General features: G+C 64.0%; 17 protein-coding genes and 1 pseudogene. 17 read left to right on the forward strand and 1 reads right to left on the reverse strand.

The genetic code is table 11. The features are described from left to right. Positions 1 to 50 precede the first annotated feature (50 nt). The 4 genes and pseudogenes from V7787_RS04085 (at position 51) to V7787_RS04100 (ending at position 6,696) form a co-directional block, all read left to right on the forward strand. A pseudogene (locus V7787_RS04085) lies at positions 51 to 2,566 on the forward strand (excinuclease ABC subunit A). Positions 2,567 to 2,654: 88 nt separating this feature from the next. Further along, positions 2,655 to 3,161 carry a sigma-70 family RNA polymerase sigma factor gene (locus V7787_RS04090; protein WP_064490553.1) on the forward strand — a complete coding sequence of 169 codons (507 nt, stop codon included), beginning with the start codon at positions 2,655 to 2,657 and terminating at the stop codon, positions 3,159 to 3,161. Further along, positions 3,161 to 4,123, forward strand: a complete 963-nt coding sequence (locus V7787_RS04095) for a FecR domain-containing protein (protein WP_049586091.1) — start codon at positions 3,161 to 3,163, stop codon at positions 4,121 to 4,123. The genes V7787_RS04090 and V7787_RS04095 overlap by 1 nt, the downstream gene beginning before the upstream one ends. Before the next feature lie 155 nt (positions 4,124 to 4,278). Beyond that, a complete protein-coding gene (locus V7787_RS04100) occupies positions 4,279 to 6,696 on the forward strand; it encodes a TonB-dependent receptor (RefSeq protein WP_064490554.1) in 2,418 nt (805 codons plus the stop codon). A 136-nt stretch (positions 6,697 to 6,832) separates the two neighbouring features. Here the strand turns inward: V7787_RS04100 and V7787_RS04105 are convergent, their stop codons facing one another. After that, positions 6,833 to 7,708, reverse strand: coding sequence for an AEC family transporter (locus V7787_RS04105; RefSeq protein WP_014591064.1), 876 nt, complete (start codon positions 7,706 to 7,708; stop codon positions 6,833 to 6,835). A gap of 426 nt (positions 7,709 to 8,134) precedes the next feature. On the opposite strand from V7787_RS04105, the gene V7787_RS04110 reads away from it, so the two are divergent. From V7787_RS04110 to V7787_RS04170, 13 genes are all read left to right on the forward strand, one after another. Then, the gene (locus V7787_RS04110; protein ID WP_020190937.1) at positions 8,135 to 9,433 is read left to right on the forward strand and encodes an MFS transporter; all 1,299 of its coding nucleotides are present in this window, start codon (positions 8,135 to 8,137) and stop codon (positions 9,431 to 9,433) included. An 81-nt stretch (positions 9,434 to 9,514) separates the two neighbouring features. Continuing rightward, positions 9,515 to 9,823 (forward strand): hypothetical protein, encoded by a 309-nt coding sequence (locus tag V7787_RS04115; protein WP_019438461.1) that lies wholly within the window; start codon positions 9,515 to 9,517, stop codon positions 9,821 to 9,823. Between the two features lie 48 nt (positions 9,824 to 9,871). After that, positions 9,872 to 10,423, forward strand: coding sequence for a YbhB/YbcL family Raf kinase inhibitor-like protein (locus V7787_RS04120; RefSeq protein ID WP_064490555.1), 552 nt, complete (start codon positions 9,872 to 9,874; stop codon positions 10,421 to 10,423). 554 nt (positions 10,424 to 10,977) lie between these two features. Then, entirely contained in the window at positions 10,978 to 12,039 is a 1,062-nt protein-coding gene (locus V7787_RS04125) for a 3-deoxy-7-phosphoheptulonate synthase (RefSeq protein ID WP_064490556.1), read from the forward strand. A gap of 80 nt (positions 12,040 to 12,119) precedes the next feature. After that, a complete protein-coding gene (locus V7787_RS04130; protein ID WP_003248318.1) occupies positions 12,120 to 12,401 on the forward strand; it encodes a peptidylprolyl isomerase in 282 nt (93 codons plus the stop codon). Positions 12,402 to 12,543: 142 nt separating this feature from the next. Continuing rightward, a complete protein-coding gene (locus tag V7787_RS04135; protein ID WP_232968566.1) occupies positions 12,544 to 14,343 on the forward strand; it encodes an extracellular solute-binding protein in 1,800 nt (599 codons plus the stop codon). Beyond that, positions 14,340 to 15,398: a microcin C ABC transporter permease YejB gene (locus tag V7787_RS04140; RefSeq protein ID WP_064490558.1), complete on the forward strand. Its 1,059-nt coding sequence runs from the start codon at positions 14,340 to 14,342 to the stop codon at positions 15,396 to 15,398. The genes V7787_RS04135 and V7787_RS04140 overlap by 4 nt, the downstream gene beginning before the upstream one ends. Continuing rightward, positions 15,398 to 16,414 carry an ABC transporter permease gene (locus V7787_RS04145; protein WP_020190943.1) on the forward strand — a complete coding sequence of 339 codons (1,017 nt, stop codon included), beginning with the start codon at positions 15,398 to 15,400 and terminating at the stop codon, positions 16,412 to 16,414. Before V7787_RS04140 ends, V7787_RS04145 begins: the two co-directional genes overlap by 1 nt. A gap of 59 nt (positions 16,415 to 16,473) precedes the next feature. Next, positions 16,474 to 17,856, forward strand: coding sequence for a sigma-54 interaction domain-containing protein (locus V7787_RS04150; RefSeq protein WP_274145129.1), 1,383 nt, complete (start codon positions 16,474 to 16,476; stop codon positions 17,854 to 17,856). 225 nt (positions 17,857 to 18,081) lie between these two features. After that, positions 18,082 to 19,473 (forward strand): GntP family permease, encoded by a 1,392-nt coding sequence (locus V7787_RS04155; protein ID WP_010953973.1) that lies wholly within the window; start codon positions 18,082 to 18,084, stop codon positions 19,471 to 19,473. 10 nt (positions 19,474 to 19,483) lie between these two features. Continuing rightward, complete coding sequence (hbdH, locus tag V7787_RS04160) at positions 19,484 to 20,254, forward strand: 3-hydroxybutyrate dehydrogenase (protein WP_010953972.1); 771 nt, start codon at positions 19,484 to 19,486, stop codon at positions 20,252 to 20,254. A 55-nt stretch (positions 20,255 to 20,309) separates the two neighbouring features. Then, positions 20,310 to 20,789: a serine protease inhibitor ecotin gene (eco, locus tag V7787_RS04165; protein ID WP_012052429.1), complete on the forward strand. Its 480-nt coding sequence runs from the start codon at positions 20,310 to 20,312 to the stop codon at positions 20,787 to 20,789. A gap of 92 nt (positions 20,790 to 20,881) precedes the next feature. Continuing rightward, positions 20,882 to 22,834, forward strand: coding sequence for an acetoacetate--CoA ligase (locus tag V7787_RS04170; protein ID WP_104887574.1), 1,953 nt, complete (start codon positions 20,882 to 20,884; stop codon positions 22,832 to 22,834). The last annotated feature ends 87 nt before the right edge of the window (positions 22,835 to 22,921 follow it).

A 22,921-nucleotide genomic window follows, 5' to 3' on the forward strand; every position in this document is an offset into this window, starting at 1 on the left:
TATTGCTGTTAACTTGAGCGCACTGCTCAGCTTCAGACAAGGACTGCTTCATGCCTCCAAGCCCGACCACCCCAAGCGGTTTCATCCGCGTCCGTGGCGCCCGCGAGCACAACCTGAAGAACATCGATGTCGATATCCCCCGCGACGCCTTGGTGGTGTTCACCGGCGTGTCTGGCTCGGGCAAGTCTTCGCTGGCGTTCTCCACGCTGTATGCCGAAGCCCAGCGCCGCTATTTCGAATCGGTCGCGCCCTATGCCCGGCGCCTGATCGACCAGGTTGGCGTCCCGGATGTGGATGCCATCGACGGGCTGCCGCCGGCGGTGGCCCTGCAGCAGCAACGCGGCACGCCGAGTGCACGCTCCTCGGTGGGTAGCGTGACCACTTTGTCCAGCTCGATCCGCATGCTCTATTCCCGCGCTGGCCATTACCCGCCCGGGCAAGCGATGCTGTACGCCGAAGACTTTTCTCCGAACACGCCCCAGGGCGCTTGCCCGCAGTGCCATGGCCTGGGCCGTGTCTACGAGGTGACCGAAGCGACCATGGTCCCCGACCCGTCGCTGACCATCCGTGAGCGTGCGGTGGCGGCGTGGCCAATGGCCTGGCAAGGGCAAAACCTGCGCGACATTCTGGTCACGCTGGGCTATGACGTCGATATCCCTTGGCGCGACCTGCCTCAGGCGCAGCGCGACTGGATCCTGTTCACCGAAGAGACGCCCACCGCCCCGTGTACGCCGGCCTGACTCCGGCGCAGACCCGCGAAGCGCTCAAGCGCAAACTCGAGCCCAGCTATCAAGGCACGTTCATGGGTGCCCGGCGTTACGTGCTGCATACCTTCATGCACTCGCAGAGCGCGCAGATGCGCAAGCGTGTGGCCCAGTACATGCGCCCCAGCCCCTGCCCGCTGTGCCAGGGCAAACGCCTGAAGCGCGAAGCGCTGGGCGTGACCTTCGCCGGGCTGGACATCGCCGAACTGTCGCACCTGTCGTTGCAGGCGTTGGCCGAGGTGTTCCGCAAGGTGGCAGCAGCCGACTACCTGACCCAGCAGCAGGACGAGCTGACACTGGAAAAACGCCTGGCGGCCCAACGCATCGCCAACGAGCTGCTCGAACGCATTGATACGCTGCTTGACCTCGGCCTCGGCTACCTGGCCCTGGAGCGCAGCACCCCGACCTTGTCTTCTGGTGAACTGCAACGCCTGCGCCTGGCCACCCAGCTGAATTCGCAGCTGTTTGGGGTGGTCTACGTACTCGACGAGCCGTCGGCCGGCCTGCACCCGGCCGACAGTGAAGCGCTGTTCGAAGCCCTGCAGCGCCTGAAACAGGCTGGCAACTCGGTGTATGTGGTGGAGCACGACCTGGACACCATGCGCCGCGCCGACTGGCTGGTGGATGTAGGGCCAGCTGCCGGCGAGCATGGTGGCACCATCCTCTACAGCGGGCCGCCTGCCGGCCTGGTCGAGGTGCAACAGTCATGCACCCGCACCTACCTGTTCAATGCCCCGGTACAGGCCGCACGCGCCCCCCGCCAGGCCCGCGACTGGCTGAAGCTCGAAGGCATCACGCGCAATAACCTCGATAACCTGAGCGCTGCATTTCCGCTGGGCTGCTTTACCGCCGTTACCGGTATTTCCGGCTCGGGCAAATCCAGCCTGGTCAGCCAGGCCCTGCTGGAACTGGTGGGGGCACACCTGGGCCATGCCGAGCAACGTAGCGAGCCCGAAGCGCAAAGCCTGGAAGACGAACCCGAACAGACCAGCAGCGGCCACGTAAGCGCCGGGCTTGGCAGCATCAAGCGGCTGGTGCAAGTTGACCAGAAGCCGATCGGCCGCACGCCGCGCTCCAACCTGGCCACCTACACAGGCCTGTTCGACCACGTGCGCAAACTCTTCGCGGCTACCGAGCAGGCCAAGGCAAAGGGCTTCGATGCCGGGCGCTTTTCCTTCAACGTTGCCAAGGGCCGGTGCGCCAACTGCGAGGGAGAGGGTTTCGTCAGCGTAGAGTTGCTGTTCATGCCCAGCGTATATGCGCCCTGCCCGACCTGTCAGGGTGCCCGCTACAACCCCGAAACCCTGGCGGTGAGCTGGCAAGGCATGAACATCGCGCAAGTGCTGCAGTTGACCGTCGACCAGGCCCTGCAGGTTTTTGCCGAGCAACCGCCTGCCCGCCGTTGTCTGCAAGTGCTGCAGGATATCGGCCTGGGCTACTTGCGTCTGGGCCAGCCGGCCACCGAGCTGTCCGGTGGTGAAGCGCAGCGGATCAAGCTGGCGACCGAACTGCAGCGCATGGCCCGCGGGGCGACCCTGTATGTGCTGGATGAGCCCACCAACGGCTTGCACCCGCAGGACATCGACCGGCTGCTGGTACAGCTGAACCGCCTGGTAGAAAGCGGGCATAGCGTGGTGGTGGTCGAACACGACATGCGAGTGGTGGCGCAGAGCGACTGGGTGATCGATATCGGGCCGGGGGCTGGTGATGCCGGGGGCAAGGTGGTGGTCAGTGGCACGCCGCAGGTGGTGGCGGCATGTACCGACAGCCGCACGGCGGCGTTTTTGGCCAAGGCCTTGTGATGCCTGCGCATTGCCAGTTTCCTGGGCCGCCGATTAGAATGCGATCAATTCTTGATTGCACTCACGCTTCCGGAGCCACGCGCCCGCCATGCCACCCGCCGAACCTAGCCTCAACCTGCAGGTCCAGACGCTGTACACCGAGCACCATGGCTGGCTGCAGGGTTGGCTGGGCCGTAAAGTGGGCAATGCCTGCGATGCCGCCGACCTGGCTCACGACACGTTCGTGCGCCTGCTCAGCCGCCAAGGCAACCCCTACTTTGGCAACGAACCCCGGGCCTTGCTTACTCATATAGCCAAGGGCCTGGTGGTCGACCGCTGGCGCCGCCAGGATGTCGAGCGGGCCTACCTGGAGGCCATCGCCCATTTGCCGCAACCCGAGGTGCCTTCGCCGGAAACGCGCTGGCTGATCCTTGAAACCCTGTACCGCATCGACGCCATGCTGCGCGACATGCCGGCGCGGGTACGTCAGGTGTTCCTGCTGTCACAGCTGGACGGCCTGACCTACGCCCAAATCGCCGAACAGCTGCAGGTTTCGCTGATCACGATCAAGCGCGACATGCGTACGGCATTCCTTGCCTGCCTGAGCATCGAGTGATGGTGCAGCGCATTGACCCGCTGATCCTGGGCGAAGCGGCTGACTGGCTGGTGCAGCTGCAATCGGGCACCGCCACTGAAGCCGACCACCGCGCCGTGCAGGCCTGGTGCAAGCGCAGTGCCCAGCACGCCCAGGCGTGGCAGCGTGCAGAGGCCATCCTCGGTGATTTCCGCCGCCTGCCCACACCGGTTACCGGTGAAACCCTGCGCCGTCTGAGCCGTAACGGCGCGGTAAGTCGTCGCCAAGCGCTGCATCGCCTGGGGCTGTGGCTGCTGGCAGCACCGGCAGCCTGGCTGGCCTGGCGCGAAACGCCGTGGCAGCAATGGACCGCCGATGCGCATACAGCGGTCGGCGAACAACGCACGTTGACGCTCGCCGACGGCAGCCAGGTGCTGCTTAACACTGACACCGCCATCGATATCACCTTTGACGCGCGACAGCGCCGCATTGACCTGCTGGCGGGCGAAATTCTACTGACCAGCGCCAAAGACCCAGCGACCCCGGCCCGGCCACTGTCAGTGCGCACCCCGCATGGGCAGGCAACTGCCAGGGGCACTCGCTTCAGCGTGCGCATCCATGGCCCGCTGACCCAGGTCGCCGTCCTGGAAGGCGCAGTCGACACTCGACCGCTGCATGCCGACAGCCTGTTGCTCAAGGCAGGCGAGCGCAGCGCTTTCGATGGGGACCGGGTGCTACCGGCCTCACCGCTGGAAACCGGTGACCTGGCCTGGGAGCACGGCATGCTGCTGGCTCGCGACATGCGCTTGGCCGACCTGCTGCAAGAGTTGGCCCGCTATCGCCCCGGCGTGCTGCGCTGCCACCCGGCAGTGCGCGAGCTGAAGGTGTCTGGCGCATTCCCGCTGGCCGACACCGATGCCAGCCTGCGGCTGCTGAGCGACACCCTGCCGGTGAACATTCAGGGCATGACCCGCTACTGGGTAACTGTGGAGCCACACGTGTGAAAGCCTGGCAACGCTCCCGGTGATCGCGCCAACCTTCAACGTGTGAGCAGGACAGTTGTTCCCACAGGGACGATGGGCAGCACGATTGATACCTTTTCCTGCGTCGTCCGGTGATGAGTGCAGAACCTTCATTTCTGCACCCACAGGACCCACGCATGACGCCTCGCCAGCCGTACCGCTTGCTTTTGAAGGCCCTGAGCCTAGCCATCGCCATGGCCGCCCTGGCCCCCACCGCGATGGCAGCCGACACCTCCGCGCGCACTTACCACCTGGCGGCAGGCCCGTTGGCCGATGTGCTGGCGCGCTTTGCCGCCAACGCCGGGGTGGCGTTGTCATTCGACCCGGCCCTGCTCAGGGGCGTACAAAGCCAAGGCCTGGAGGGCAGCTACAGTATCGCGCAAGGCTTTGCCCGTCTGTTGGCCGGCAGTGGCTACAGCCTGATCACTACCGACAGTGGCGGTTATACCTTGGCGCCGACGGTCGACCTGGGCAATGCCGTGGAACTGGGCGCGACTACCATCAACAGCGACCTGGCCGCCAGCACCGATACCTGGCAAGGTGGCCAGGTAGCCCGTAGTGCCCGCCTGGGCGTGCTGGGAGACCAGGCAATCAGCGACGTGCCGTTCAGCGTTACCAGCTATACCGCCAAGACCATCGCCGACCAGCAGGCCCGTACCCTGGGTGACGTGCTGCTCAATGACGCGTCAGTGCGCCAGTCGGCGGGCTTTGGCAACTTTTCGCAGGTATTCACCATTCGCGGTTTGCCGCTGAACACCGACGACATCAGCTATAACGGCCTGTACGGGGTGCTACCGAGGCAGATCGTGACGACCGAGGCACTCGAGCGGGTCGAAGTATTCAAGGGTTCCAGTGCTTTTCTCAATGGGGTCGCACCACAGGGTAGCGGCATCGGTGGGGCGATCAACCTGGTGCCCAAGCGTGCCGAAGATAGCGCCACGCGGCATGTCACCCTCGACTACGCCACGGGCGACAACGTGGGTGGCCACCTCGACCTGGGCCAACGTTTTGGTGAAGACAACCGTTTTGGCGCCCGCATCAACCTGGCTCAGCATGACGGTGGCAGCGGCATCAATGACGAGGCCCAGCATTCCACCCTGCTTGCCGTGGCCCTTGACTACCGTGGTGAACGGCTGCGCCTGTCCACCGACCTGGGTTACCAGAAAGAGCGTATCAACCAGGGCCGTGCGGTGATCTACCCCACCGGCGACAAGGTTCCCCGGGCGCCATCGGCGCGAGACAACTACTCGCAGGCCTGGAGCTGGTCGCAGCTGGAAGACACCTACGGCATGCTCAACGCCGAGTACGACCTGAACGACGCCTGGATGCTGTATGCCGGCGCCGGGGCCAAGCATACCCGTGAGAACGGCGAGTATTCCTCGCTCTATGTCAGTGACGGGAATGGCACCGCACGCGGCGGGTTCCTCTATGCGCCCCACGACGAAGACAACAAGAGCGCCGTCGCCGGCGTCAATGGCCGCTTTGCCACCGGCCCGGTCAGCCACCGGGTCAATTTTGGCCTGTCGGGCCTGTGGGGTGAGCAGCGCTCGGCCTACGAGGCGCTGGCGGCCAGCAAGCGTTATGACAGCAACCTTTACAACCCGGTCAAGGTGCCGCGCCCGACCGATACCTATTTCGGCAGCGATTTGCACGACCCGCGCATCGTCGGCAAAAACCGCAACAAGAGCGTCGCGTTGTCCGACACCCTGGGGCTGCTGGATGACCGCGTGCTGTTGACCGTGGGCGTGCGCCGGCAGTCGATCAGCGTCGACAGCTGGGCGACTGCCACAGGTGTGCGCAACACGCCTTACGATGAGTCGATTACAACCCCGGTGTATGGCCTGGTGATCAAACCCTGGGAGCATGTGTCGTTCTATGCCAACCGCATCGAGGGCCTGGCCCAGGGGCCAACGGCACCCTCGAGTGTCAGCAATGCCAACGAAGTATTCCCGCCCAAGCGCAGCAAACAGGTAGAGGCCGGGGTGAAGCTGGACTGGAACAGCTTTGGTGCGAGCCTGGGCGTGTACCGTATCGAGCAGCCCAACAGCGTGACCTATCGCGCTCCCGGGGCAGCGCTGGACACGTTCAGCATGGACGGCGAGCAGGTCAACAAGGGGGTGGAGCTGAACCTGTTCGGTGAACCGCTAGACGGCTTGCGTCTGCTGACAGGCGCGGTGTTCATGCACACCGAACAGAAAAACACGGCCTATGGCAGCAACGACGGCAACCGTGCTGCTGGCGTGCCGCGCTTTCAGTACAACCTGGGCGCCGACTGGGACGTGCCCGGTATCGAAGGCGCCGCGCTCAGTGCCCGGCTGCTGCGCACGGGTGGCCAGTATGTGAATGCGGCCAACAGCCTGAGCATCCCCGCCTGGACCCGGGTGGACCTGGGCGGGCGCTACCGCTTCAAGCTCGACGACAAGCAGGTGACATTGCGCGCCAATGTGGAGAACGTGGCGAACAAGGCGTACTGGGCTTCGGCGTCGACCTCGAACAACTACCTGACGCAAGGTACGCCGCGGGTTTTGCGCTTGTCGGCCAGTGTAGACTTCTAAGACGCTTTGATGAGCAAGGCTGAACGCTGCAGCGTCTAAAGTTCCTGCAGGGTGCCCCGGGTGCGTCCACGGCAGAACATGATGTGATTGCCACTGGCCTTTTCACGGACAAGCCCGCGAAAAGGCCAGAACAGGCTTACATCCACCAAGCCAGCACCACCGGCAACCAGGCAAACGACAGCACCGTAGAACACATCACCAGGTTCGCCACCTGCTCTGGCTCACGGTTGGCCCGCACCGCCATCAGGTAGTTGAACACGGCTACCGGCATCGCCGACTGCACCATCAGCACCGCACGCTCCAGGCTGTCCATACCCAGTACCGCGCCCACTGCCCAGCCCACCGCAGCCCCCAGGCCAATGCGCAAGCCGCCCAGCAGCATGCCGCTGCCCACATGACGCAGGCGAATGCTGGCCAGTGACACCCCCAAGGTCAGCAGCATGAGCGGAATGGTCATGCCGCCCAGCAGGTCTGCGGTGTTGGCCAGCCAACGCGGCAGTTCGAAATCGAGAAAAATGATGGGCATGGCGCCGGCCAGGCTGATGACGATAGGGTTGCGCAACAGCGCCTTGAGCGAAGCCGCCGTGCCGGAGATGGCCATGCCGATGGTGAACTGCACGATCGACAGGGTCAGGAAAAATGCCACGGCCAGGGCCAGGCCATGCTCCCCGAAGGCATACAGACTGATCGGCAGGCCCATGTTGCCGGTGTTGGGGAACATGAACGCCGGCAGCAGTACCCGCCAGTGCATGCCCGACGCGCGACACACCAGCAAAGCGGCCAGGGCCATACCCAGGGTGCACAGCAAGCAGGCCACGGCCATGCTGGTAAAGGCATTCGGGTCCAGCTCGGTACGGCTGAGGGTGGACAGTACCAGCGAAGGTGTGCCGACGGTCATCACCACCCGGGCGATGAAGTCAGTGGGATAATCCAGGCCCTTGCGGGCCCAGGCAAAACCAATTCCGGCGACGATGAAAACCGGGGCCAGTACTGCGAACAGCGACGCGAACATGGGGGCCTTCCTTGGTGGGGTTCGGCATTATGCAGCACTCAGTGAGATTACCGGGCCGATTTCAATGCACGCAGGAGCCGCCATCGAAAATGTCTGTGGAAGACATGTTCATGTCGCGCTGAGACTGCGGCGTCTCGTCGCACACCCGAGCCCCTTGGGCAAAAGCGTCCAAGCCCGTAGAATCCCGCTTCCTTTTCGCCCGTCGCCTTGAACGGTGGCAACCAGCAGCAATGACAGAGTCAGCGCCTGAACACATGAACGCACATGTGAAGTAGGCTCAACCCTCCCCGCCCGGCCCATCTCCCATAGCGCCCAGCGGTTGAGTCTTGCCCAGGTCGCATCCGTGTCGCCACTCGCCCCTTGCCGGGTCGAGCCGGTGTGCGCGCCGAGAAGGTGCTCATTCCGCTCATCCAACTAGAGGTACGTATGTCTCCGCGTTTGCTGGCCATGGCGCTGGCGCCCCTGCTCGGGCTGTTCATCATTGCCCTGGGCAACGGCTTCATGTCTTCCCTGACCACCCTGCGCCTGGGCGCCGCCGGTGAGTCTGCCACTACCATTGGTATCGTCTCGTCGACTTACTTCATCGGCCTGACCCTCGGCGCCATCTTCAACGACCGGCTGATCCTGCGCATCGGCCACATCCGCGCCTATACCAGCTTCGCCTCGCTGATCGCCGTGACCATCCTGCTGCAAGGGTTGTTCTACGAGGTCACCTGGTGGTCGGTGCTACGCCTGATCAACGGCTGGGCCGCAGTGGGCGTGTTCCTGGTGATCGAAAGCTGGCTGTTGCTGGCTGGCGACGCGAAAATCCGCGGCCGCCTGCTGGCGCTGTACATGATCGCCTTCTACGGCGCCGGGGTGATCGCCCAGGCCGGTCTTGGCGAAATCACCCAGCTAGGCGATACCGCCCCGTTCATGCTGGCCGGCGTGCTGGCCGCCCTGTCGGTGTTGCCGATCGTGATCCTGCCGCGGGTGTCGCCGCTGCTGGACCAGGTCGAACCCCTCAAACCTCGCCAGTTGCTGGGCGTGGCACCGTCGGGCCTGGTCGGCTGCTTCGGCTCGGGTGTAGCGATTGCCGGCATCTATGCGCTGCTGCCACTGTACCTGCAGCGCATCGGCCTGGAGGTGGGTGAGGTCGGCAACATGATGGCCTGGGTGATCCTTGGCGCGATGCTGCTGCAATACCCGGTCGGGCGCTGGTCCGACCGCAAGGACCGCCTCGATGTGCTGCTCGCGCTCGCCGCGTTGTGCGTTGTCCTGTCCCTTGTAACGGTGTTCCTGCCATCGGACTCGTTCCTGCTGCCGGCCATGCTGTTCCTGCTGGGTGGTGGCGTGTTCACCCTGTACCCGGTGGCGGTCAGCCATGCGGCCGACCGCGCGCCGTCCGATGCCCTGGTACCGATGATCCAGGGCCTGCTGCTGATCAACTCGCTGGGCTCGGCCATGGCACCGGTGGCCATTTCGCCGATGATGACCGAGTTTGGCGAGGCTGGGCTGTTCTGGGCGTTTGCCGTGGTCAACCTGGCCATGGTGTGCTTCTTCATGTGGCGCCGCGGCAAACGCCCGGCGGCAGAGCACCCGGCGCCGTTCACCGCTTCGACCACCTTCTCGCCAACCGGTGCCGAGTTGCGGGTGACCGAAGACCTGATGCATGCGGCGCAGGAGCATCCGCCGCTGGAGCCGGTCGAAACCCCGGCAACCGCACAGCGCTCGGAATCCTGTTGATTGCCACTCGTCGCCCAGAAGGCACCCCGCCAGCAGCTGCCAGCCAAACGAATGTCAGATCTTGCACAAAGGAGAAGTCCCATGATCCGTATTCGCCCGCTGTCCCTGAGCCTGGCGCTGGCCCTGACCAGCCTCACCGGCGCTGCCTTCGCCGCCACCGACACCCATACCGACAGCCATCCGCAAACTGACCAATCCGGCGGCAAGACCGCCGGTGAAGGCAGCAGCGTCAACAGCCCCGGTAGCAGCAAAGGTAACGACAGCAGTGACACCGGCAGCAACGCCGATGCCGCCGACGGTGCGTCTGGCGGCTCCAACAGCACCGGCGAAGCCACCGGCTCTGGTGCCGGAGCCAGCGGAGGCACTGCCGAGGACCAGGACAGCCGCTGAAGCAGACCTGGTCTAGACTGAGCCCTGACGCCCTGCCAAGGATTGACCATGCACTTCAGACACTGGCTGTTCGCTGCTTTGCTGCCCTGCACAGCGTTAGCCGCCGCAGGCGGCCAAGGCGCGATGTCGGTCAGTTCCTCGTCTTTCACCGATGGCGGCGTCATTGCCCTGCAACAGGTCGGCCAGGACCCGGCATGCGGTGCCGGTGAAGAGCGGACCCCGCAACTGAGCTGGGACAACCTGCCCGCAGGTACGCGGTCGCTGGCCCTGATCATGTTCGACCCGGACGGTGGCAAGGGTGTGGGTGTGGTGCACTGGGTGGCCTACAACATCGATCCCGAACACGATGGGCTCAAGGAAGGCATGGCGGGGTTGAGCGGGCCCTACGTGACAGTGGGCCGCAACTCCCGTGGCACCCAGAGCTACCGCGGCCCCTGTCCACCCGCCGGCGACAACCCCCATCATTACGCCCTGACCCTGATTGCCACCGACCTGCCCTTGGGTACCTTGCCCGAGGGGCTGGACCGCAGCGGCCTGCTGCAACTGCTGCAAGGCCACGCCCTGGGGGCGCAGAGCCTGGTCGGACGCTACGGCCATTGAACCAGTCAGTACAAAAATAAATGATCGGCCCCATAGCATTTATCCATTGAATGGCCCGCACGAACTGAAGTAAGCTCGGGCTCATTCACTGGAGAGCAACATGCCGAAACACACCCGCAACCACGCCAACCACACCGGTCGCAGCCTGCGCCCTGTGCTGGCCGTTGCCGGCTGCGTGGCACCTGCCAGCTATTACTTTGGGTATTGGTTTAGCCACTAGGCGCCGATACCCACCCGGCGTCCACCTTCGAGGGGCCGCCGAACATGAGAATACTCAAACCCCCGGTCGGCTTCCCGACCGGGGGTTTTGTTTTTCAGGCCTTTGACCAACACCGATTCACTTTGAGGACAGATTCATGAACTACGCCACTTATTACTACGCAAACACCTGCGCCTGGCGATTTAGCCAATCCCGTTCGGGCCAGCCTGCCGCCTCCGATCGGTCTTCTACAGGTGGCAATGCAGCAGCCAATACGAATTCAACGATCTGTCGAACACCTCGATAGGGCCGACCATGCGGGCTTGAACCCGCTGTCCGCCCAGGGAAAAACGCCATGCACGCTTCCAGCCTCGCCCTGCCCCTGACCCAGCCGCAAGCGGCCAACACCACTGTCAGCAAACGCCTGCCCAGCCCGCACCTGCTCAAGCAGCAGATGCCACTGCCCAGCGAACGGGCCCAGCAAGTCCAGGCCCATCGCCTGGCCATCCGCAACATCCTCGAAGGCCGCGACCCGCGCCTGCTGGTCATCGTCGGCCCCTGCTCGATTCATGACCCACGCTCGGCCCTTGAATACGCCGACCGCCTGGCCGCCCTTGGCCGCGAAGTCAACGACAAGCTGCTGCTGGTGATGCGCGCCTACGTCGAAAAACCACGTACTACAGTGGGCTGGAAAGGCCTTGCCTACGACCCGCACCTCGATGGCAGTGACGACATGCACTCGGGTATCGCCTTGTCTCGCGGGCTGATGCTGAGCATGATCGAACGCGGCCTGCCGATCGCCACCGAGTTGCTGCAACCGATGGCCGCCGGCTACTTCGACGACCTGTTGGCCTGGGCGGCGATCGGCGCACGCACCACCGAATCGCAAATCCACCGCGAAATGGTCAGTGGCCTGGAGCTGCCGGTCGGCTTCAAGAACGGTACGGACGGCGGCATCGCCATCGCCAGCGACGCCATGCGCAGCGCTGCCCACCCGCACCGCCACTTCGGTATGGATGCACAGGGCCACCCGGCGATCATCGAGACCTTGGGCAACCCGGACACACACCTTGTGCTGCGCGGCGGCCACAAAGGCCCGAACCACGATGCCAACAGCATCGCCATGGCCCGTCAGGCGTTGGCCAAGGCCGGCCTGCAGGCACGGATCATGGTCGATTGCAGCCACGCCAACAGCGGCAAGGACCCGGCGCGCCAGCCAGCGGTCTTCAATGATGTGCTGGAACAGCGCCTGGCCGGCGACCGTTCGCTGGTCGGCGTCATGATCGAAGGGCACTTGTTCGATGGCTGCCAGGCGCTAGGCAAGGGCACACTGAAATACGGTGTGTCGATTACCGACGGCTGCCTGGGCTGGGCCTCGACCGAAACCCTGTTGCGTGAGGCGGCACAAAAACTGTAGGCCGAAGGTTGTAAGCCTGGCGAGACATACCCCGGACAAGTGCGCTAGGCTTGCCTTTTTACCCCCAAGGAGCAGTACCCATGGCCCGTGCAACCGCCCGCCACATTCTGGTCAGCAGCGAAGACAAGTGCAACGAACTCAAAGCCCAGATCGAAGCAGGCGCCGACTTCGCTGAAATCGCCAAAGCCAACTCCACCTGCCCGTCCAGCCGTCAGGGCGGTGACCTGGGCTCGTTCGGCCCAGGCCAGATGGTCAAGGAATTCGACACCGTGGTCTTCAGCGCACCGGTCAACACCGTGCAAGGCCCGGTGAAGACCCAGTTCGGCTACCACCTGCTGGAAGTGACCAGCCGCCAGGACTGATTCACCCCTCCCGGTGATCAGCCCCCCTGTGGGAGCGGGTTTACCCGCGAAGAGGCCAGACCAGACAACCTCGTTGCCTGCTCCGACGCATTCGCGGGTAAACCCGCTCCCACAAGTATTGTGGGGGCTTGTATTTTCGTGCATGGGCTTTACGGTCCAGGCCGCTCCCACCCACGCCCTCACGGTCTACGGTGAAGCCCCCCGCTACGCCGCCAGCTTCCGGCATTTCGACTATGTAAACCCCAACGCCCCCAAGGGCGGCATCTTGCGCCGCTCGGCCATCGAGATCGGCCAGTTCGACCATATCCTTCCCTATATCGACAAAGGCATCGGTGTCAGCGAAGTCGATGGCCTGCTGTACGCGCCACTGGCGGTACGCTCGTACGATGAACCCTATACCGTTTACGGCCTGATCGCCCGGCGCATGGAGCGCGGCCCCAATGATGAGTGGCTACGTTTCGACCTCGACCCACGCGCCACCTTCGCCGATGGCAAGCCGGTGCGCGCCGAAGACGTTCGTTTCACCTTCGAACTGCTGATGAGCAAGGGCAGCCTCAAGTACCGTACCCAGTTTGCCGACGTGGCCGGCGTGACCGTGGAAAACCTGCACAGCGTGCGATTCGACTTGAAGCCCGAGCACGGCCGCACCCTGGCGCTGGACCTCGCCAGCCTGCCGGTAATGCCCGAGCACGACCTGCAGCAGCGCGACTTTGCCAACGGTGCCGGCTTCGACAAGCCAGTCGGCAGCGGGCCATACCGAATCGGGCGCATCGACAACGGCCGCAGCATCACCTTCGAACGCGACCCGGCATGGTGGGCACGTGACCTGCCCGCCAGCCGTGGCCGCTACAATTTCGACAAGCTGCGCATCGAGTACTTCGGCGACACCGAAGTGGCGCGCCAGGTACTCAAAGGCGGTGGCTACGACTACAACCGCGAGTTCTCCGCCACGGCCTACACCTTGGGCTACAACGGTGCGCAACTGGACGACGGCCGCCTGCAGCGCGCCCACCTGGGCCCGGCCAAACCGCAGGTGGCTCAGGGTTTTGTGTTCAACCTCGACCAGCCGCAGTTCAAGGACCGCCGTGTGCGGCAGGCGCTGGGTATGTTATGGGACTTCGAGTGGAGCAACCGGCAGATGATGCGCAACCTGTACATCCGCCAGCAAAGCGTGTTCTCCAATACGCCGTTGGCCGCTCGCCAGTTGCCGGATGCGGGCGAGTTGAAGCTGCTCGCCCCTTTGCGCGGCCAAGTGCCAGATGAAGTGTTCACCACGGTGTTCACTGCCCCGGTCACCGATGGCTCGGGGATCATCCGTCAACAGCAGTTGCAGGCCCTGGCCCTGCTCGAACAAGCCGGCTGGCACCCCGAAGGCGACCGTCTGGTCAATAACCAGGGCACGCCGCTGGCGTTCACGTTCCTCAATGGCCAGGCGGGCCTTGAACGCCTGCTGCTGCCGTGGAAGCGCAACCTGGCCCAGATCGGCGTGAGCCTGAACATCCGCAATGTCGACTCGGCCCAGTACGTCAACCGGCTGATGGCGCGCGATTACGACATGATCGTCACCGGCTACCCGGTCACCCTGTCGCCGGGCGCCGAGTTGTACAACTACTTTGGCTCGGCGGCCGCTCACGACCCCGGCTCGAACAACCTGATGGTCCTGCAGGACCCGGCCGTAGACCACCTGATCGACGGCCTGGTCCGCGCCGACACCCAGGCCGACATGCTGCGCCACGCCCATGCCCTGGACCGCGTGCTGCAATGGAATTACTACTGGATCCCCAACTATTACCCACCGGGCAGCTCCACCGTCTGGTGGAACCGCTTCGGCCTGCCCAAGGTCCAGGCCACCTATGACGAAGGCCTGGACACCTGGTGGGAGGTAAGCCCTACCCCGCTGACCAACGCGCAGATGGCCGAACGCCGGAAGGCCTCGCCATGACCGCTTATATCCTGCGCCGTCTGTTGCTGATCATCCCGACGCTGCTGGCGATCCTGCTGGTCAATTTCGCTATCGTCCAGGCTGCGCCGGGTGGCCCGGTGGAACAAGCCGTGGCGCGCCTGCAGGGCATCGGTGGCGGCGCACCCGGCGCGCGAGCTGAAGTGGTCCATGGCGAATCCCGGGCCACACGCGGCCTGGACCCGAAACTGATCGAAGAGATCAAGCGCCAGTATGGCTTCGACAAATCCGCCCCCGAGCGGCTTTGGTTGATGCTCGGCCAATATGCCCGGCTGGACTTTGGCAACAGCTTCTTCCGCGGCGCCAAAGTCACCGACCTGATTCTCGACAAGTTGCCGGTCACCCTGTCGCTGGGCTTCTGGGCCACGCTGATCACCTACCTGGTGTCGATTCCGCTGGGCATCCGCAAGGCGATGCGCCACGGCAGCCGCTTCGATGCCTGGAGCAGCGCGTTGATCGTGATCGGTTACGCCCTGCCTTCGTTCCTGTTCGCCCTGCTGCTGATCGTCCTGTTTGCCGGCGGCACTTCGCTCAACTGGTTCCCGGTGCGCGGCCTGGTCTCGGACAATTTCGACGAGCTCAGCCTGCTGGGCAAGGTCGCCGACTACTTCTGGCACCTAGTGCTGCCGGTTGCGGCCCTGGTGATCGGTGGATTCGCCACCCTCACGCTGTTGACCAAGAATGCCTTCCTCGACGAGGTTTCCCGCCAATACGTGGTCACTGCCCGGGCCAAGGGCCTCAGCGAACGCCGCGTGCTGTATGGCCACGTGTTGCGCAACGCCATGCTGCTGGTGGTGGCCGGGCTGCCACAGGCGCTGATCACCGTGTTCTTTGCCGGCTCGTTGCTGATCGAGGTGATCTTCTCGCTCGATGGCCTGGGCCGCATGAGCTATGAGGCCGCCGTGTCGCGGGATTACCCGGTGGTGTTCGGCACGCTGTTCATCTTCACCCTGGCGGGCCTGCTGATTCGCCTGATCGGTGACCTGTCTTACACCCTGCTCGACCCGCGCATCGACTTCGATACGAGGGCGCACTGATGCTATCGCCCCTGTCGCGCCGTCGCCTGCAACGTTTTCGTCGCCACCGCCTGGGCTGGGTGTCGCTGTGGTTGTTTGCCGGCCTTCTGCTGCTGAGCCTTTGCGCCGAACTGGTGGCCAACGACAAACCACTGCTGCTGGGCTACAAGGGCAATTTGTACGTTCCGGCGCTCAAACGCTATACCGAGCAGCAGTTCGGCGGGCAACTGCCGTTTCAGCCCGACTACCGCAGCGCCTATGTGCGCCAACTGATCGCTGAACAGGGTGGCTGGATGCTGTTCGCACCTATCCCGTTCAGTGCCGACACACCAAATTACGACCTGCAGGTGCCCACCCCCAGTCCGCCCAGTGCCAGCAACTGGCTAGGCACCGACGACCAAGGCCGTGACGTGCTGGCGCGGGTGCTTTATGGCACGCGGGTATCGCTGCTGTTCGCCTTTGCCCTGACCGTGGTCAGTGTGCTCATTGGCGTGGCGGCGGGCGCCCTGCAAGGCTACCACGGGGGCTGGGTCGACCTGCTCGGCCAGCGGTTGCTGGAGGTATGGTCGGGGTTGCCAGTGTTGTATCTGTTGATCATCCTCAGCGGTTTCGTCGAGCCGGATTTCTGGTGGCTGCTGGGGATCATGGCGCTGTTCTCCTGGCTGACCCTGGTCGACGTCGTGCGCGCCGAGTTCCTGCGTGGGCGCAACCTAGAGTATGTAAAGGCTGCGCGGGCGTTGGGGTTACCGGACAGTCAGGTGATGTTGCGGCATATCTTGCCCAATGCCATGAATGCCACGCTGACCTATGTGCCGTTCATGCTGACCGGGGCGATCACCACACTGACCGCGCTGGACTTTCTGGGCTTTGGCATGCCAGCGGGCAGCGCCTCGCTGGGCGAGTTGGTGACCCAGGGCAAGCAGCACCTGGAGGCACCGTGGTTGGGCTTTACCGCGTTCTTTGCGCTGGCGGTGATCCTGTCACTGCTGGTGTTTATCGGGGATGCCTTGCGTGAGGCGTTTGACCCCCGACGATGAGTTTTCAGGCCTGGCCTTTTCGCGGGCTTGTGCCAATACATGATTCAGGATGTTCACCCATGCACGACAGCGACAGCCTCAAGGACTACCCCCAGGTACGGCAACTGGCGATCCGCTCACTGTTCGAGATCATTGAGCAGTCCAGCGAGGGCACGGTGATCGTCGACCGCCAGGCACGCATCGTCTGGATGAACGAACGCTACGCCCGACGCTTTGGCCTGGCCGACGCTGCCAGTGCCATCGGCCAGCCCTGCGAAACGGTAATCCCCGGCAGCCTGATGCGCGACGTGGTGAGCAATGGCCGGCCCATCCTGCTGGACATGCTCGACACGCCGAACGAGCCGTTGGTGGTCATGCGCCTGCCCATCCACGATGACCAGGGCGCGCTGATCGGCGCCATTGGCTTTGCCCTGTTCGACGAACTGCGCAGCCTGTCGCCGCTGCTCAAGCGCTACGCCAGCATGCAGCAGGAACTGGCCTCGACCCGCTCGCAACTGCGCGCCCGCCAGGCCAAATACAGCTTCGCCCAGTTCGTAGGCAGCAGCGCGCCCAGCCTGGAAGCCAAACGACGCGCCCGGCGTGGCGCCAGCAGTGATTCGCCCGTGTTGCTGCTGGGCGAAACCGGCACCGGCAAGGAGCTGCTGGCCCACGCCATTCACGCAGCGTCGGCACGGGCACACAAAGCTTTTGTCAGCATCAACAGCGCAGCCATCCCGGAGACGCTGCTGGAAGCCGAATTCTTCGGTACTGCGCCGGGTGCCTTTACCGGTGCCGACCGCAAGGGCCGCAGCGGCAAGCTGCAACTGGCCGAAGGCGGCACGCTGTTCCTCGACGAGATCGGCGACATGCCGCTGGCCCTGCAGAGCAAACTGCTGCGGGTGCTGCAGGAAAAGGAATACGAACCGGTCGGGTCGAACCAGATGCTGCGCAGCGATGTGCGCATCATTGCCGCCACCTCCATCGACCTGCAGGCTGCCATGGCCCGCGGGGCCTTCCGCGCCGACCTGTATTACCGGCTGAATGTGCTGCCGATCGATGTTCCGCCGTTGCGGCAACGGCTGGAGGACCTGCCCGCGCTGTGCGAGGCCATATTGGCTGAGCTGGGCAGCCAGTACGAGCTGGAAGCTGAAGCGCAGCAACTGCTGGCCAGGCATGCGTGGCCGGGGAACATTCGCGAGCTGCGCAATGTGCTGGAGCGCGCGACCCTGCTGGCGGATCAGCCCCGGTTGGGGGTTGCGGACCTGCGTGCGGCATTGGGGCCATTGAGCCCGCTGGCTGAAGCGCCCGTGCGGCAGAGCTACCGTGAGGCCTGCGAGGCCTTTGAACGCGGCCTGATTGCCGGGGCGCTGGCCGAACAGGGGGGAAACGTGCCAGAGGCAGCAGCAGCCTTAGGGCTGGGGCGGTCGACGCTGTACAAGAAGATGGCGGCACTTGGTCTCTGATTGGAGACTTTTGTTTCTGATTTGAGATTACCGCCAGAGCTCCGCCCTTTAGCACAGGCAAGCCAGCGATGGGCTGTAAGGCAGCCCATGGCGTCTCTGAATGTAGACACAGACTTCTAACAAAACCCTTTAACCCTTACAAATCAGCCAGTTACATAGTTGGCACGATTCCCGCTATCTCCTGCTCAACGATAAAAACAAGACTCACCCAGGAGACCCACCCCGATGACCGTGCTCATCGCACTCGCTGCTTTGGCCTTGCTGATGCTGGCCGCCTACCGCGGTTACAGCGTAATCCTCTTCGCCCCCATCGCCGCCCTCGGCGCTGTCCTGCTCACCGACCCTGCCGCCGTCGCCCCTGCGTTCACGGGGGTGTTCATGGAAAAAATGGTCGGTTTCATCAAACTGTACTTCCCGGTATTCCTGCTGGGGGCGGTGTTCGGCAAGCTGATCGAGCTGTCCGGCTTCTCCCGCTCGATCGTCGCCGCGGCCATCCGCCTGCTCGGCACCCGCCAGGCGATGCTGGTCATCGTACTGGTCTGTGCCCTGCTCACTTACGGCGGTGTTTCGCTGTTCGTGGTGGTGTTCGCGGTGTACCCGTTCGCCGCCGAAATGTTCCGCCAGAGCAACATCCCCAAACGCCTGATCCCGGCCACCATCGCCCTGGGCGCATTCTCGTTCACCATGGACGCCTTGCCCGGCACCCCACAGATCCAGAACATCATCCCCAGCACCTTCTTCAACACCACCGCCTGGGCCGCACCGTGGCTGGGCCTGATCGGCACGCTGTTCGTGTTCTTTACCGGCATGGCCTACCTGCAGCGCCAGCGCAACAAGGCCCAGCGCGCCGGTGAAGGTTATGGCACCGACTTGCGCAACGAACCGGAAACCGCTGCCGACCTGAGCCTGCCCAACCCTTGGCTGGCGCTGTCGCCGCTGATACTGGTGGGGGTGATGAACCTGGTGTTCACCCACTGGATACCGCATTGGTACGGCCCCAGTCACAGCCTGCAATTGCCAGGCATGAGTGCACCGGTACAAAGCGACGTGACCAAGCTGACGGCCATCTGGGCTGTGCAGGCCGCGTTGCTGGTGGGCATCCTGATGGTCCTGGTGTGCGCCTTTGGCGCCATTCGTACACGCCTGGCCGAAGGCACCAAAAGCGCGGTGGGTGGTGCCTTGCTGGCAGCCATGAACACCGCTTCGGAATACGGTTTTGGCGCGGTAATCGCCTCGCTGCCGGGTTTTCTGGTGCTGGCCGATGCCCTGCGCAGCATCCCCAACCCCTTGGTGAACGAAGCCATCACCGTGACCTTGCTGGCCGGCATCACTGGCTCCGCTTCGGGCGGCATGAGCATCGCCTTGGCAGCCATGGGCGACACGTTCATCGCCGCCGCCCACGCGGCCGATATCCCGCTGGAAGTGCTACACCGGGTAGCGGCCATGGCCAGCGGTGGCATGGACACCCTGCCGCACAACGGCGCGGTGATCACCTTGCTGGCGGTGACCGGCCTCACCCACCGCGAGGCCTACAAGGACATTTTTGGTATTACCCTGATCAAGACCCTGGCGGTGTTCGTGGTCATCGCCACGTTCTACGCCACTGGCATCGTCTAAGGAGCATTGCATGACCCTTGAAGGCAAAACTGCACTCGTCACCGGTTCCACCAGCGGCATTGGCCTGGGCATCGCCCAGGTATTGGCCCGGGCTGGCGCCAACATCGTGCTCAACGGCTTTGGTGACCCGGGCCCCGCCATGGCGGAAATTGCCCGGCACGGGGTGAAGGTTGTGCACCACCCGGCCGACCTGTCGGATGTGGTCCAGATCGAGGCCTTGTTCAACCTGGCCGAACGCGAGTTCGGCGGCGTCGACATCCTGGTCAACAACGCCGGTATCCAGCATGTGGCACCGGTTGAGCAGTTCCCGCCAGAAAGCTGGGACAAGATCATCGCCCTGAACCTGTCGGCCGTATTCCATGGCACGCGCCTGGCGCTGCCGGGCATGCGCACGCGCAACTGGGGGCGCATCATCAATATCGCTTCGGTGCATGGCCTGGTCGGCTCGATTGGCAAGGCAGCCTACGTGGCAGCCAAGCATGGTGTGATCGGCCTGACCAAGGTGGTCGGCCTGGAAACCGCCACCAGTCATGTCACCTGCAATGCCATATGCCCGGGCTGGGTGCTGACACCGCTGGTGCAAAAGCAGATCGACGATCGTGCGGCCAAGGGTGGCGATCGGCTGCAAGCGCAGCACGATCTGCTGGCAGAAAAGCAACCATCGCTGGCCTTCGTCACCCCCGAACACCTCGGCGAGCTGGTACTCTTCCTGTGCAGCGAGGCCGGTAGCCAGGTTCGCGGCGCCGCCTGGAACGTCGATGGTGGCTGGTTGGCCCAGTGACGGGCGACCTGGGCCTGGCGACGGCCCCGCATTCGTTTATCAGCAAGGAGGCCTTATGCGCCCTACCCCAATGACCGCGATTCTGGCCCTGAGCCTGGCCGCCGCCGCACCTGCGATGGCCGCCAGCCTGAAGGACATCGCGCCCTACCCCGAGGCGGAAAAAGGCTTCACCCGGCAGGTTATCCACCTGCCGGCCCAGGCCGACGAGTCGGCCTATAAACTGGAAATCCTCGCTGGCAAGACGCTGCAGGTCGACTGCAATCGTCAGCGCCTGGGCGGCAACCTGGAAGCACGCACCCTGGAAGGCTGGGGCTACAATTACTACCGCCTGGACAACGTCAGCGGCCCGGCCAGCACGCTGATGGCCTGCCCGGACGGCAAGAAGACCGAGGCCTTCGTGCCGGTGGTCGGCGATGGCTTCCTGCTGCGCTACAACAGCAAGCTGCCGGTGGTGGTGTATGTGCCCAAGGATGTCGAAGTGCGCTACCGCGTGTGGTCGGCATCGCAGGATGTGCAGAAGGCTAAAGTAGAGTAGGCAGGACCGCTTTCTCTGCAGGGTCAGCCTATACGCCACACAAGGCTGATCCTGCCCTGAGCCTGCTTTTGTTCCGGTAAAGGAGATTCGGCATGAACGATGTGCTCTGGCGCCCGTCCACAACGCAGATCGAGGCCAGCCGGATGGATGCCTTCCGCCGCCGGGTCAACCTGCGCTACAACCTGCAACTCAACGACTACCAGGCCCTGCACGGCTGGAGCATCGAACAGCGCAGCGCCTTCTGGCAAACCCTTGCCGAGTACTTCCACGTGCATTGGCATACCCCACCCAGCCAGGTGCTCAGCGAAGGGCCGCAAATGCCCGATGCGCAATGGTTCGCCAATGCCACCCTGAACTTTGCCGAACACCTGCTGCGCCGCCGCGACGACCGCCCGGCCGTGGTCGCCGTACGCGAAGATGGCCAGCGCGAAGTATTCACCCATGCCGAACTGGCCGCACAGGTGGCCGGGCTGCAAACGGCGTTCAAGGCTGCAGGTATCGTCCCGGGCGACCGGGTAGCCGCCATCATGCCCAATACCTGGCAAACACTGGTGGCCATGCTCGCCTGCACCAGCCTTGGCGCGGTCTGGTCTACCTCCTCGCCCGAGTTCGGCGTGCACGGCATCATCGACCGCTTCGGCCAGATCGAACCCAAGCTGCTGATCGTCTGCGCCGGTTACCAGTATGCGGGCAAGGCCATCGACCAGGTGACCAAGGTCAACCAGGTGTGCGCGCAGTTGCCTGGCCTGGAGCAACTGATCGTGGTGCCCCATACCCGCAAAGGCACGCGTGCCGATGAATTCCAGGCAGCCAACGTCAGCCTGTGGGATGACTTCTTCCAGCCTGGCGGCGAGCCCCGTTTCACCCCGCTACCGTTCGACCACCCGCTGTACATCCTCTATTCCAGTGGCACCACCGGCGTGCCCAAGTGCATTGTCCATCGCGCCGGAGGCGTGCTGTTGCAACACCTCAAGGAACACGGCCTGCACAACGACCTGAAGGCCGATGACGTGCTGTTCTACTACACCACCTGCGGCTGGATGATGTGGAACTGGCTGGCCAGCGGCCTGGCGGTGGGTGCCACGCTGGTGCTGTACGACGGCTCGCCGTTCCACCCGGGCCCCGAGCGCCTTCTGGACCTGATAGAGGCCGAAGGCATCCACGCCTTCGGCACCAGCGCCAAGTACCTGGCGGCACTGGAGCAGGCAGGCCTGGAACCTGCCAACAGCCACTGCCTGACCAGCCTGCGGCTGCTGCTGTCCACCGGTTCGCCGCTGTCACCGCACAGCTATGACTATGTGTACGACAAGATCAAGGCCGACCTGTGGCTCGTGTCCATGTCGGGCGGCACGGACATTGTCTCCTGCTTCGTGCTGGGCAACCCGACCCTGCCTGTGCGTCGCGGCGAAATCCAGTGCAAGGGCCTGGGTATGGCGGTGGAGGTGTGGAACGAGCAGGGTCAGCCCGTGGTGGACGAAAAAGGCGAGCTGGTGTGCACGCGCAACTTCCCCTCGATGCCACTCGGTTTCTGGAACGACCCGGACGGTCGCCGTTACCACGATGCCTACTTCAGCCAGTTTCCGGGGGTGTGGGCCCAGGGCGACTACGCGGAGCAGCGTGCCAGCGGGGGCATGGTGATCCACGGTCGCTCCGACGCCGTGCTCAACCCGGGCGGTGTGCGCATTGGCACGGCAGAGATCTACCGCCAGGTGGAAAAGGTCGAACAGGTTGTGGAAAGCGTGGCCATCGGCCAGGACTGGAACGGGGATGTGCGGGTGGTGCTGTTCGTGCGCCTGCAAGATGGCCTGCAGCTGGATGAAGCCTTGCGCCAGCACATCCGCCAGGTGATACGCCAGTACACCACGCCCCGCCATGTGCCGGCGGTGATCGCCCAGGTCAGCGACATACCGCGCACCATCAGTGGCAAGCTGGTGGAACTGGCGATTCGCGATGTGGTGCATGGGCGGCCGGTGAAGAACACCGATGCCCTGGCCAACCCGGAGGCGCTGGAGCAGTTTCGCGATCGCGCTGAGCTGAAGAGCTGACATTCATCGCGGCCATTTGGGCGCGATCGCTTCAACGGGATTCAATCAGGCATAATGCCGCCTTTTTCCCCGATGCACAGGTAGCCC

The sequence above is a fragment of the Pseudomonas sp. CGJS7 genome, assembly GCF_036961695.1.

Bases quoted from the DNA above. Each gene is read 5' to 3' on its own strand.
- V7787_RS04155 (WP_010953973.1), top strand. From the start codon at position 18,082: ATGACCGTGCTCATCGCACTCGCTGCTTTGGCCTTGCTGATGCTGGCC.
- V7787_RS04115 (WP_019438461.1), top strand. From the start codon at position 9,515: ATGATCCGTATTCGCCCGCTGTCCCTGAGCCTGGCGCTGGCCCTGACC.
- V7787_RS04150 (WP_274145129.1), top strand. From the start codon at position 16,474: ATGCACGACAGCGACAGCCTCAAGGACTACCCCCAGGTACGGCAACTG.
- V7787_RS04095 (WP_049586091.1), top strand. From the start codon at position 3,161: ATGGTGCAGCGCATTGACCCGCTGATCCTGGGCGAAGCGGCTGACTGG.
- V7787_RS04170 (WP_104887574.1), top strand. From the start codon at position 20,882: ATGAACGATGTGCTCTGGCGCCCGTCCACAACGCAGATCGAGGCCAGC.
- V7787_RS04120 (WP_064490555.1), top strand. From the start codon at position 9,872: ATGCACTTCAGACACTGGCTGTTCGCTGCTTTGCTGCCCTGCACAGCG.
- V7787_RS04125 (WP_064490556.1), top strand. From the start codon at position 10,978: ATGCACGCTTCCAGCCTCGCCCTGCCCCTGACCCAGCCGCAAGCGGCC.
- V7787_RS04100 (WP_064490554.1), top strand. From the start codon at position 4,279: ATGACGCCTCGCCAGCCGTACCGCTTGCTTTTGAAGGCCCTGAGCCTA.
- V7787_RS04140 (WP_064490558.1), top strand. From the start codon at position 14,340: ATGACCGCTTATATCCTGCGCCGTCTGTTGCTGATCATCCCGACGCTG.
- V7787_RS04135 (WP_232968566.1), top strand. From the start codon at position 12,544: ATGGGCTTTACGGTCCAGGCCGCTCCCACCCACGCCCTCACGGTCTAC.
- V7787_RS04090 (WP_064490553.1), top strand. From the start codon at position 2,655: ATGCCACCCGCCGAACCTAGCCTCAACCTGCAGGTCCAGACGCTGTAC.
- V7787_RS04110 (WP_020190937.1), top strand. From the start codon at position 8,135: ATGTCTCCGCGTTTGCTGGCCATGGCGCTGGCGCCCCTGCTCGGGCTG.
- V7787_RS04130 (WP_003248318.1), top strand. From the start codon at position 12,120: ATGGCCCGTGCAACCGCCCGCCACATTCTGGTCAGCAGCGAAGACAAG.
- V7787_RS04105 (WP_014591064.1), bottom strand. From the start codon at position 7,708: ATGTTCGCGTCGCTGTTCGCAGTACTGGCCCCGGTTTTCATCGTCGCC.
- eco (WP_012052429.1), top strand. From the start codon at position 20,310: ATGCGCCCTACCCCAATGACCGCGATTCTGGCCCTGAGCCTGGCCGCC.
- V7787_RS04145 (WP_020190943.1), top strand. From the start codon at position 15,398: ATGCTATCGCCCCTGTCGCGCCGTCGCCTGCAACGTTTTCGTCGCCAC.
- hbdH (WP_010953972.1), top strand. From the start codon at position 19,484: ATGACCCTTGAAGGCAAAACTGCACTCGTCACCGGTTCCACCAGCGGC.